The organism is Vagococcus allomyrinae (genome assembly GCF_017829975.1).
In the GTDB taxonomy this organism is placed as follows: domain Bacteria; phylum Bacillota; class Bacilli; order Lactobacillales; family Vagococcaceae; genus Vagococcus_D; species Vagococcus_D allomyrinae.
Map to the genome: position 1 here is coordinate 40,704 of NZ_JAEEGA010000005.1, position 11,935 is coordinate 52,638.

An 11,935-nucleotide genomic window follows, 5' to 3' on the forward strand; every position below is an offset into this window, starting at 1 on the left:
AATCAAATGAACCGAGACTTATTAATCCAACAATTAAACACGACGATTTTACCCTTTTGGCTAAACCAGCTGGATCACCAAGCCGGTGGCTTTATTGGCAGAGTAGACGAACATTTAGTGCCTGATGAGACTTTCGCTAAAAGTGGCGTCATGCACAGCCGCTATCTTTGGGCCTTTTCGGCTAGTTATGAAAGCCTGAAAGCCCCCCTTTTAAAAGAGGCTGCTGACCACGCCTTTGACTTCATCTCGAAGGTGTTATGGGATAAACGCTACGGTGGTATTTATTGGTCTGTCACAGCTGACGGCCAGCCTACTAATCCTCTGAAACACCTTTACTCTCAAGCCTTTGCGATTTATGGCTTAAGCGAATACTATCGAACTTGTCAAGAACCGTTGGCCTTAAGCTTGGCTATTGAGTTATTTCACTTAGTAGAAGCCAAGGCTTTTGAGCCTGAATTAGGTGGCTATCATGAGGAATTCACTCAGGATTGGCAACCTGTAACCAGCAGTCAAGTGACGGCAGACATTAAAACGATCCGGTTTACCACTAACAGCCACCTCCACTTATTAGAAGCTTACAGCAACCTCTTTCAGGTCTGGCCAGATGATCAATTGAGCGCAAAAATAGATTTTTTACAGCAACTTTTTAGTGAAAAAATCTATCATCCAGCTGGCTATTTCCACCAATATTTTGATGCTAATTGGCAACCTCTAACTGCTGGCCTTTCCTTTGGTCATGATATTGAAAGTGCTTGGTTGTTAGACCGCAGTCTGGACGTGTTGGGAATTGACCGTCCCTCACTCAGGGCGATTACCCAACAGGTAGCAGACTACCAACTTAATCACGGGCTCGACAAAGGGGCGATGAACAATCAAACTGACTTTCAAACCCTTGATCAGACAAAAGTCTGGTGGGTCCAAGCCGAAGCCATTATCGGCTTTTATAATGCTTATGAAAAAACTGGTGAATCAGCCTATCTCGCCGCTGTTCACAGCATTTGGGACTATGTTCAAACATACTTCATAGACCCTCGTCCTCAAAGTGAATGGTTCGGCTACTTAGTTGACGAACAGCCCTTAAAGGCGAATATCAGTGATGATTGGAAGGGGCCTTATCACACCGTTAGAATGTATTTGGAATTAATCAAACGAATGGAGGATCACTAAATGATACAATTAAAGGAATGGCAACATTATCAGGGACTGGGACAAAAACCGGCTGATTTTGATACCTTTTGGGATAAAAACTTAGCACTCTTAGACTTGTCTCAAGAGGTTCAGATTGAGCCTGTCGCGATTCCCTCACAAGTGGCTAACTTTTACGACTTAACCTTTATCGGCGTCGATCAGGCACGGATTCATTGCCAGTTAATTACGCCTAAACAGCTGACGGGCAAACACAAAGGACTTCTGCAGTTTCATGGCTATCATGGGGATGCCGGGGATTTTCAAGATAAGATCGGTTGGGTCGCCGAAGGCTTTGTTGTGTTGGCAATGGATGCTCGAGGTCAAGGCGGATTGTCTGAAGACAGGACCCAAACAGCTGGCGGTGTTATGAAAGGTCTGATCATTAGAGGGGTCGAAGAAGGACCAGATAATTTATACTTTAAGCGAGTCTTTTTGGATACAGCCCAAGCGGCCAACATTTTAATGGGGTTGGCTTATGTGGATGAGACGGAGATTTACGCTCAAGGTGCCTCTCAGGGAGGTGGCTTAACGATGGCTTGCGCAGGCTTAGTGCCTGAAATCAAAAAGGTCATTGTCTCTTACCCCTTTCTTTCAGATTATCGCCAAGCTTATCAATTAACTCCCCAGACCTCGGCTTTTGAAGAGCTGGCTTACTGGTTTCAATTTCGTGATCCTCTTCATAAACAAGAGGAGACTTTTTTCAATACATTGGAGTACATTGATATTCAACACTTGGCCAGTCGGGTAAAAGCCGAGGTTTACTGGGTCATGGGGATGCAAGACAGCGTCGTTCCTCCTGAAACTCAGCTGGCCACGTACAATAAACTAACGTCGCCTAAAGAGCTCATTTGTTTGCCCGAATACGGCCATGAATACTTACCGAAGGTTAGCGACGAATTGCGTCACGTCTTTATGGACAGCGACAGCTTTCTTTCTTAGTTGTTACAACACACCTTTCTGATAATCATTCAAACAGACAAGCATGCTTGTCTGTTTTTTGGCGAAATCAATTAACACAAAGCTCGTCGTTGTGTCTACAACTCAGTCTCTTAAACCACCTACCTCAGATTAAAATTTAATGGCGTTTCAATGAACAACTGCCCATAAAACTAATTGACTTTGCGATTCCAAAACGATATCATAGACGGAACATGACAAATTATTACCCTATCTTAAGGAGGAAGACAATGACACTAGGTCCATTTAAAAATGACAGCGTAGGCAGCTTTCTACGCCCGGCTGCCCTAAAGGAAGCAAGAGAACAATATAAAAAACAGCTCATCACCCATGATGAGCTAAGAGCCATCGAAGATCAGGCCATTATTGACTTGATTCAAAAACAAAAAAAATACGGTTTAAAAGCAGTGACTGATGGGGAATTTAGGCGACGTTGGTGGCATTTGGACTACATCGTTAACTTGACTGGCTTAACGAAGTTATCTTTGGGCGATGCCACGATTTTCCAAGGCGTTGAAGCTAAGGATGTTGAAAGCTACTATGTCAGTGACAAACTGGCTTTTAACCCAAATCATCCCTTCTTAGCGGACTTTAAATTCCTTAAGGAACATGCGGGTGAGGCCATTGCTAAACAGACCATTCCTGGTCCTTGTATGGTTTACTTTTCTGGAGCTCTGTTGTCAAAAGACTATCAAGCTAACCCTGTCTATGACAATTTAGCAGACTTGGAAAATGACATCGTCCAGACTTATCAAGATGGGATTCAAGCTTTTTATGAGGCTGGTTGCCGTTATTTGCAGCTAGATGATACGGCTTGGGGAGCCTTGATTGATGAAAAATATGACAAGATGTTAGGGGCGTTAAATCTTGAACCAGCCTCCTTATTGGCAAAATTTGAAGACCTTACTCGTCGTTCACTGGCCAATAAACCGGCAGATATGGCGATTACCTTCCACACTTGTCGTGGGAATTTCCAATCTTCTTGGTTATACGAAGGCAGTTTTGACACTATTTTAGAGCATCTATTTAAGATTGATCAATTTGATGGTTTCTTTATTGAATATGATTCCCAACAAGCTGGCGATTTCCAAGTATTAAAACAGCTTCATCAGCAAAAAATTGTGCTCGGTTTAGTCACGTCTAAAACCCCTGAATTAGAAAGCATGAAAGATTTGGTGGCTCGTGTCAATGAGGCCCGTCAATTTGTTCCCCTCGAGCAAATTTGTGTCTCTCCTCAATGTGGCTTCGCTTCAACAGAAGAAGGCAATCACCTAACGGAAGAAGAACAGTGGGCGAAGGTCCAGCTTTGCACGGATTTGGCTAAAGAAATCAGCAGTTTTTAAGAGCGGTGATCAATGACCGATCCAAGGACGGAGCGTTTTTCATCGTGAGCATTCCACACAAAGACTCCCCCTCTCCTCAAAGCGCAATTTGCCAGGGGAGAAGGGGAGTTCTGTTTTTATCAAAAAGGTCACGGTCATCTTAGACAATATTTTTGCCTAACAACATCATGCTGTCCCATTCTTTAAAACCATTATTTGTGTAGAAATTCACTATGTCGTTAATTTTATCCGTCAGGAGATACATTTTATGGACGCCACCTTCCTTTAAGACACGCTCTAATTCGGCCATCATCTGGAAACCGATATCCCGGTTTTGTTCCATGCCAAGGATCCCCATTTCTTTGATTTGAAAGTGAGTTTCATTATAGAGACTTTCCTTCTGTCCGAGAATAAAACCACAAGGCACCGTGTCAACGGAACAAATAAAGCCATAAAATCCTTCTGAATGAATCAATTGTTTCATTCTTTCAACAGCTGTCATCATGGTCCACTGGTCATTCCAAGGAGGACCGTTAAAAATGGTGACATATAATTCTGACAACTCAAAGACATCTAAAATACTAATTTCATTAAAGTCCACGGTTCTCCCTCCTTTTTTTGTCCGATAAGTCAGTTAAAAAATCGGTTGATCTACATTACACCTTCAGGGTATTTACCTTTCACACCTGTGTTAAGAGTATAAAATGTCAGCCCTAAAACAAGTAAGCGCTTTTATCTAAATGTGATTTAACAGCTGTTTCCAAACGGTAACATACTTAATTATAATGATTCGTCTTTTTATTGTCAATTTTAATGGTGACGAAAATTACGGTAATTTTGCCTAAGATTGCTTAACCAAGCAAATGAGTAATCCATCACAAACGAAAAGGGAACCCAGACGGTTTCACTGAGTTCCCTTAAAATTAATTGAGGTTAAATTTTTCACTGACTTTCCCAGGCAGATCAGCCTGTGTGACTTCTTCCCAAGACTTCACGTATTTTCCTTTGGCGTCTAATTTTAAAAAGGCCCCTTCTTTCAATTCACTTCCCGCAAAAAATGACAATTTATAGCTACTACCGTCTTCCTTATAAACGTCTTGATAATAGATCACTCCGTGAGTTTGTTTCTCTCCATATTGACTGTTTGTCAACAGATAGACTGGTTCCGCTGAGATCAAAGGATTAAAACGATCCAACTGCTGGGCGATGTCATTGTCACTGGTCTGCTTTTCTGGTGCCAAAGCTCCCCCTACTACAAATACTCCTACTGCTAAAATTGCCATGGCGATGATTACTTTGATTAATTTCATGATTGTCGCTCCTCTTAGTTGATGTCCCCATTATTCATGATTATCACGATCTTGGCATCAAGCTGCAGACTTAAGTCATCATCCACCTCAAGGCTTAGAATCCAACGTTATTAATAGATAGGCTCAAACAGCTTACAAAACTGTTAGTTTTCTGTTATATCATTATATGAAGCATCTCTAAAAAACGAAAAATCTGTTATTTAAAGATTTTTTAGACAGCAAATACCCCCATCCAAAAACTGAAAGGGGGGTAACTTCTAGTGAGAATCTTGAATTCTCTTAAACATCTTCTCCATGTCTGTATTATTAAAGTGGATTAAGACAGGGCGGCCGTGTGGGCAATTAAAAGGATTTTCACACTTAGCTAAGTCCTCCAATAAAATCCGCGCTTGTTCTTCATTTAAATAATGATTGGCTTTAATCGATTGTTTACAACTCATCATGATCGCCGTGTCTTCCCGGAATTTAGCAACACTCGCCTGACCTGTCGTTAGGACTAAATCGATCATCTCACGAATTATCGTCTCTTCTTTGCCACTAGGATACCAAGTTGGATGGGCCCTGACGATAAAACTGTTTTGGCCAAAGTTTTCTAAATGAATGCCCACTGAGGCTAAGTTATCGGCATGTTCTTGAATTCTTAGAACGTCACTATTGGGGTAATCCAAGACGATTGGCACTAATAGTTCTTGTAAATCAGTTCCAACCTGACCGATTTTTTCGCGAAAATATTCGTACTTGATCCGTTCTTGGGCGGCATGTTGGTCCACAATGTAAAGGCCATCTACACTTTGAGCAAAGAGGTACGTGCCGTGCATTTGACCAAAGTATTCCAATTCTGGAAAGCGACCTTTGGCAGGATCTTGAGTGTCCATTTCCAAGTCTAAAACTTCCGGGACTTCCGGACCGAAAGGCAACTCAAACTTTTGGTCATCAACTTGGGCCAAATCGACGATTTTGGCTGGCGTTTCGCTGATCAGCTCCGCCGTTGGTTCAGCGATCAGCGAAGGGGGCTCAGAGGGGGTTAGACGCTCTTTCGGTTCTGCCAACCTTTCTGGTGGCAGATCTGCTTCAACTGCCTTAGACTCCTTATCAGGGACGTAGAAGCGACCTTCGGCAGCATCATAAGCCAAGCCCTGTTCTTTAAAGGTAGGTTGACGCTGACTTTGGTGACGGCTAATACCTGTCGATGCTAGGGGTGTTTCCAAAGGCATGCGGATCTGTTCCACTTTCTTTTCTTTAGGACCGCGATTAAATCCCAGGTTACTGGCAGCATTGGGAATTAACTGTTGTTCACTCAACGCCTCTTGAATCGCCGAGGCAATCAGCGTCATCAGCTCCTGTTCTTTACTTAGGCGCACTTCTTGTTTGGTCGGGTGAACATTGACATCTACTAATAAAGGGTCCATATCAATTTTGATCACTGCCAATGGAAAACGGCCTACCATCAGCTTGGAACCATACCCTTCTACGATGGCCTTGTTTAGTAAGTAGTTGCGAATATAACGGCCATTAATGATGATTGACAAGTAATTGCGACTGGCACGGGTTAATTCCGGCAATGAAACATAGCCAGAAATTTTAAAGTCCAAATCCTCTTGCTCAATCGGCAGCATTTTTTTGGCCGTTCCCACACCGTAGATGCCGGCGATCGCTTGCTTAATATCGCCATTTCCAGTGGTGCTCAGCATTTTATTGCCGTCATGAACCAATCGAAAAGCGATTTGCGGATGACTCATGGCCAGTCGGTTGATAATATCCCCGACATTGGCTAATTCAGTTTGCAGAGATTTAACGTACTTCAAACGGGCAGGCGTATTATAAAAAAGATTTTCAACGGTGATCTTCGTGCCTTTGCGCAAGGCATTGGGTTTATGTTCTAAAACTTTCCCTCCTGCCAACCGAACAAAGCTCCCTTCCCCTTCTCCTGTAGACGTCTCTAAGGTCATCTCTGAGACAGAAGCGATACTGGGCAAAGCTTCTCCCCGAAAACCTAAGGTGCGAATGCGAAAGAGGTCATCGCGACTGTGAATTTTACTGGTAGCGTGTCGTTTAAAGGCACTTAACACATCATCATTGTCAATGCCATCGCCATTATCAATCACTTGAATTTTCCGCAAACCAGCTTCTTCAATGTAGATATCGATCTGACTGCTGTTGGCATCAATCGCGTTTTCCACCAGCTCTTTGACCACGGAAGCCGGTCGTTCCACCACTTCACCTGCAGCAATTTGATTGGCTAACATTTCTGATAGCTCTTGAATTTTACTCACGTCATCACACTCCTCTCTTTAAGAATAGCTTCACGAGTTCCCCCGTGAAGCTCTGATTAAATTCGTTTTTGCAATTCATATAACGTGTTTAAGGCGTCCATTGGGGTCATCTCCAATAAATTCATCCGTTTAACAGTGTCGATGACGCTTAATTCTTCTGTGGAAACTTCAGAAAAGAGCGACAGCTGGCCAGATTCTTCTTCCACTGAAGGGGCCGGCGTTTTAGGTTTAGTCGCCCCTGCTTCAAGGGACGTTAAAATCGTAGAGGCTCTTTCCAATAAATCTATAGGTAAACCAGCTAATTTAGCCACGTGAATCCCGTAACTCTTATCAGCAGGTCCGTCCATCATTTTATGAAGAAAAACCACATCACCATCTTTTTCAACTGCCCCAACGTGGACATTGACCAAGCCTTGGAGGCTTTGTTCCAATTCTGTTAACTCGTGGTAATGAGTTGAAAACAGCGTTTTAGCTTTGACTTTTTTATGGATGTACTCGATGATCGCTTCTGCCAAAGCCATGCCATCATAGGTAGCTGTGCCGCGACCGATCTCATCAAAGAGAATCAGACTATTAGGTGTTGCATGACGTAAGGCTTCATTCGCCTCCATCATCTCCACCATAAAGGTACTTTGGCCAGAGATTAAATCATCTGAGGCCCCGATTCGCGTGAAAATTTGATCGAAGATTGGCATTTCTGCTGACTCTGCTGGCACAAAACACCCCATCTGCGCCATGACTACTGTTAAGGCCAATTGACGCATATAAGTACTCTTACCAGACATATTAGGTCCGGTAATCAAAAAGATGCTCGTATCAGGGTTCATCTTAACACTATTTGGAACATATTCTTGGTGTCCCATCACCTTTTCCACCACTGGGTGACGGCCTTCAACTAATTGTAAATTATGGCTGTTGGCCTTCATAACTGGGCGAGTATACTGATACTTCTCACTGACTGTGGCAAAACTTTGCAAGACGTCAATCGCTGCCACCGATTTAGCCAATTTTTGCAGACGGCCAATCGACGCTTTAATCTGTTCCCGCACTTCTAGGAATAATTGGTACTCCAGATCCTGCGACTTTTCTTCGGCTTCTAAAATCAAGGTTTCTGTTTCTTTTAGCTCTGGTGTAATAAAGCGTTCTGCATTGGTTAAGGTTTGTTTGCGATCATAACGACCTTCTGGCAAGTTAGCCAGTTGACCTTTGGTGACTTCAATGTAATAGCCAAAGACTCGGTTAAAACCAATCTTTAGATTTTTAATGCCAGTGTCTTGCCGTTCTTTGGCTTCCATTTCAGCAATCCATTGTTTGCCGTGACTCATGGCTTCCCGGTAAGTATCCAGTTGTTCGTTGTAGCCATCTTTAATGACACCACCGTCCATAATGGTTAATGGCGCTTCTTCGATAATGGCCGTTTCTATTAAATCTACTACATCTTTAACAGGGTCCAGATCCAAAAGTAACTCATTCCATTGCCCTTGGTTAATCCCTTCAATCAGTTGGCGAATTTGCGGAATCTGCTCCAACGAGGTTCGTAACTGAATCATGTCTCGCCCATTAACGCTACCAAAGGCCACCCGGCCAGCTAAGCGCTCCAAGTCGTAGACTTTGGTCATGGCCGTTTGCAAGTCGGCTCGCTCAAAGAAGGCATCTAGTAAACTTTGCACCATCTCTTGTCGCCTATTGATTTTAGTTTCTTGAATCAAGGGACGATCTAACCACTGTTTTAATAAACGTCCCCCCATAGCTGTTTTAGTTTCATCCAGCAGCCATAAAAGGGTGCCTTGTTTTTTGCCAGTGCGGATGGACTGAGATAATTCCAAATTAAATTTTGAATAGTGATCCATCTTCAAAAAGTGAGTCGGTTGATAAACCGCCGCCTTTTGAAGATGACCAAGACTGCGCTTTTGGGTTAAACTTAAATAGGCCAGTAATTTATTGACTACCTCTTGCTCTAAATCAGCACTTAACTCACTGGCAATAAAGTTAAATTCCGCATTTTCAGTGGTCGTGTATTGTTCCGAAAAAACCACTTCCAACCGCTGGCTTAATTTTAGTTTTAAGCTTTCTGACAATTCACTACCTAGAACTACTTCACGAGTCTGCAGGCTCGAGGCTTCGTTTAAGACACTTTCTTCATCGAACAGCGTGGTAACCTTTAACTCACCTGTACTTAAATCCACATAAGCAAAGCCAAATTCCTGCTGACGCTCGGCTGCCACAATGGCGGTTAAGTAGTTGTTTTCCTTAGCGTCCAACCCTTTGGATTCCATCACCGTTCCCGGTGTGATCAGTTGAACCACTTCCCGCTTGACCATGCCTACTGTGGTCTTTGGATCTTCCACTTGCTCACAGATGGCGACTTTATACCCTTTTTCTATCAAGGTGTCGATATAGCCTTGAGCGGCGTGATGGGGTATGCCACACATGGGAATTGGATCATCCGCATTGCGATTGCGACTGGTTAACGTTAATTCCAACAACTGGGACACTTTAATGGCATCTTCGTAAAACATCTCATAAAAATCACCTAAACGATAAAACAAAAAGGCATCTTCATAATCCTTTTTGATTCCGAAGTATTGTTCCATCATTGGGGTGTGTTTCGTTTTTTGTGGCACCTATTCTTCACATCCTTAATCTTTTAACTCTGAGGGCTTCCATAAATCTTCATATGTTAAGGCCAATTGTAAATTGACTTGAGATTCCAGCAAGTGTGTCAAATGCTGCAATAAATCATTGGCTTCAATCAGTTTTTCACGGTAACGAATAACCAATGGGTGATCATCAAAAGCAGCGGTCAATTCGTCCGCTTTTTTAATGGCTTGCTTTTCCGCTTCTGGTTTGCCGTAGTGGGCAAACTTAACGGCTTGCTTCTGGTATTCCTTTATTTCATCGGTCATGGCCACCAATCCTTGATGATCTTGAACCTTGGCTTCAATTTTTTTGTATTCTTGAATGATCTCGCTCTTGTCCAGCATGGCAAGGAGGTGGTCCAGGGCTCGTTGGACCTCATCGTCCATTGCGAATTCTTCTCGTTCCATTCACATTACCTGTCTTCCTTAGTCTCTAAAGGGACTGTCCTCATTGATTTGTCCTACTTCGATTTTTTTCGCTTTACCTGTCACGTCGTCTAATTCAATGACACAGTATGAGAGCGTGTTACGCCCACTTTCAACCACTTCAAAGCGGTGGGGCAATGCGGTGCGAAATTTGCCGATGACCGCTTCCCGCTTCATCCCTAAAATACCATCGTAAGGACCGGTCATGCCGACATCTGTTAAATAAGCCGTGCCCTCTGGTAGAATGCGAGCGTCATTAGTTTGAACATGGGTATGAGTCCCAACAACTGCAGAGACCCGTCCGTCTAAAAACCAACCCATGGCCTGTTTTTCACTGGTTGTTTCCGCATGAAAGTCCAGAAAAATCAGCGGTGTCCGCTGACGAGCTTCTGCTACCAACTCATCGATAACAGCAAAAGGATCATCGATGTCCACCATAAAGGCTCTTCCCTGAAGGTTGATAACCGCCAATTCCACCTGGTTCACTTTAATATAGACAATTCCCTGACCAGGTGTCGTCGCTGCTGGAAAATTGGCTGGACGAACCATTTTTTTAGCCTCATCGATAAACTCAAAAATATCCCGATTGTCCCAAGTGTGATTCCCCAAGGTGACAACATCGGCACCGTCTTGTAAAAACTTCTTGTAAATCTTCTCCGTAATACCACGCCCAGCTGCTGCGTTCTCCCCATTGATAATCGTCACTTGCGGACGGTACTTTTTCTTTAACAAGGGCAAATACAGGCTGACCGTATCCCGACCTACTGACCCGACCACATCTCCAACAAATAATAAACGCATGACTGCTTCCTCTTCTCTATGTAAAAACCATTGTCTAATCTAATACTGTTTAGTAATTCCTTTATCTATTTTAACAATTTTTACTAGTAAAAGAAAGTAAATCACCAAGTCTTCTCAGGGAAATTAAAGAGGACAAGGCTTCTGAAAAGGGTCTTTTCAGAAAGTCTCATCCTCTTTGATTGGGTCTATCATGGTTGGGGCGCTTCGGCCACATTCAACACTTGCCCCTCATAAAGGGTGTCATCGATCAGCTCGTTCATGCTTCGTAAATCGTCGATGTTCATGCCGTTAATCGTGGCAATGGCTGATAAAGTATCCCCACTCTGAACGATATACGTTTTAGTTCCATTAGGGTTGGGCTGAGCCAAGCCGCTGCTAGGTTCAGTGGCACCACTGGCCTCGGTTTGATTAGAGCTGCCACTGCTATCTATTGTCGGTGTTAACACTTTGGATTGATCCGCAGACTCTTGAACTCCGGTATTGGGCAAGCGCTGCTCAATCGCCGTGATTTGTTTTTCCATGTCCGCATACTTCTGTTCATTCCCAAGGGTAACATAGATCAAAAAGCCCATGCCCGCTGTGATAACCACTAAGAACAACACCAAAACTGTCGTTAAGAGGCTACTTCCTGAGCTTGTTGGTCTTTGGGGACTTACTTGCTCATTATTATTAGTCATCAAACGAGCTTGGGAACGGGCCGCCCGTGTGACAGTCACTTCGTCTGTTGATAGTTGTTCTAATTCTTCTTCGTTCACTTCAATAATCTTCCTTTCTCGCTAAACTCGCTTCACCGGAATATAAAAAACGATCATTTTTTAAATTTAAACACAATTAATGCACACCCACTAGTTTATCACTATATTAGCACGCAAACAACTTCAAATTTCAACTTAGATGTCTTTCTCGTCTCTTTTGTCTTTTCAGCGTTACCTTTTCACAGGTAAAGCGCTCCTCCTGACAAAGACCGTTACTCTCACAAAAACAGGCTACCAGCCTGTCATTTTCATGACTTGCTGATA

10 protein-coding genes are annotated in these 11,935 nt (G+C 43.2%); 3 read left to right on the forward strand and 7 right to left on the reverse strand.

Features of this window, described 5'->3' with window-relative positions:
* Positions 1-6: 6 nt before the first annotated feature.
* The 3 genes from I6N95_RS08770 to I6N95_RS08780 all read left to right on the forward strand — a co-directional run bounded on the left by I6N95_RS08770 (position 7) and on the right by I6N95_RS08780 (position 3,488).
* A complete protein-coding gene (locus I6N95_RS08770; protein WP_209526736.1) occupies positions 7-1,167 on the forward strand; it encodes an AGE family epimerase/isomerase in 1,161 nt (386 codons plus the stop codon).
* Positions 1,168-2,127: an acetylxylan esterase gene (locus I6N95_RS08775; protein ID WP_209526737.1), complete on the forward strand. Its 960-nt coding sequence runs from the start codon at positions 1,168-1,170 to the stop codon at positions 2,125-2,127.
* A gap of 248 nt (positions 2,128-2,375) precedes the next feature.
* Positions 2,376-3,488 carry a 5-methyltetrahydropteroyltriglutamate--homocysteine S-methyltransferase gene (locus I6N95_RS08780; protein WP_209526738.1) on the forward strand — a complete coding sequence of 371 codons (1,113 nt, stop codon included), beginning with the start codon at positions 2,376-2,378 and terminating at the stop codon, positions 3,486-3,488.
* 139 nt (positions 3,489-3,627) lie between these two features.
* Here I6N95_RS08780 and I6N95_RS08785 read toward each other — a convergent pair whose 3' ends face one another.
* The 7 genes from I6N95_RS08785 to I6N95_RS27685 form a co-directional block, all read right to left on the reverse strand.
* A complete protein-coding gene (locus I6N95_RS08785) occupies positions 3,628-4,068 on the reverse strand; it encodes a GNAT family N-acetyltransferase (protein ID WP_209526739.1) in 441 nt (146 codons plus the stop codon).
* A 322-nt stretch (positions 4,069-4,390) separates the two neighbouring features.
* Positions 4,391-4,777, reverse strand: coding sequence for a YxeA family protein (locus I6N95_RS08790; protein WP_245249324.1), 387 nt, complete (start codon positions 4,775-4,777; stop codon positions 4,391-4,393).
* Positions 4,778-5,034: 257 nt separating this feature from the next.
* Positions 5,035-7,050, reverse strand: a complete 2,016-nt coding sequence (gene mutL, locus I6N95_RS08795) for a DNA mismatch repair endonuclease MutL (protein ID WP_209526740.1) — start codon at positions 7,048-7,050, stop codon at positions 5,035-5,037.
* A 56-nt stretch (positions 7,051-7,106) separates the two neighbouring features.
* Positions 7,107-9,674: a DNA mismatch repair protein MutS gene (mutS, locus tag I6N95_RS08800; RefSeq protein ID WP_209526741.1), complete on the reverse strand. Its 2,568-nt coding sequence runs from the start codon at positions 9,672-9,674 to the stop codon at positions 7,107-7,109.
* Between the two features lie 15 nt (positions 9,675-9,689).
* The gene (locus I6N95_RS08805; RefSeq protein WP_245249326.1) at positions 9,690-10,097 is read right to left on the reverse strand and encodes a YlbF/YmcA family competence regulator; all 408 of its coding nucleotides are present in this window, start codon (positions 10,095-10,097) and stop codon (positions 9,690-9,692) included.
* A gap of 18 nt (positions 10,098-10,115) precedes the next feature.
* Positions 10,116-10,916, reverse strand: a complete 801-nt coding sequence (locus I6N95_RS08810; protein ID WP_209526742.1) for a TIGR00282 family metallophosphoesterase — start codon at positions 10,914-10,916, stop codon at positions 10,116-10,118.
* Between the two features lie 188 nt (positions 10,917-11,104).
* Complete coding sequence (locus I6N95_RS27685) at positions 11,105-11,671, reverse strand: LysM peptidoglycan-binding domain-containing protein (RefSeq protein ID WP_209526743.1); 567 nt, start codon at positions 11,669-11,671, stop codon at positions 11,105-11,107.
* Positions 11,672-11,935: the final 264 nt, after the last annotated feature.

Coding starts and splice junctions, on each gene's coding strand:
- I6N95_RS08805 (WP_245249326.1), bottom strand. CDS start 10,097: ATGGAACGAGAAGAATTCGCAATGGACGATGAGGTCCAACGAGCCCTG.
- I6N95_RS08770 (WP_209526736.1), top strand. CDS start 7: ATGAACCGAGACTTATTAATCCAACAATTAAACACGACGATTTTACCC.
- I6N95_RS08780 (WP_209526738.1), top strand. CDS start 2,376: ATGACACTAGGTCCATTTAAAAATGACAGCGTAGGCAGCTTTCTACGC.
- I6N95_RS08775 (WP_209526737.1), top strand. CDS start 1,168: ATGATACAATTAAAGGAATGGCAACATTATCAGGGACTGGGACAAAAA.
- I6N95_RS08810 (WP_209526742.1), bottom strand. CDS start 10,916: ATGCGTTTATTATTTGTTGGAGATGTGGTCGGGTCAGTAGGTCGGGAT.
- I6N95_RS08790 (WP_245249324.1), bottom strand. CDS start 4,777: ATGAAATTAATCAAAGTAATCATCGCCATGGCAATTTTAGCAGTAGGA.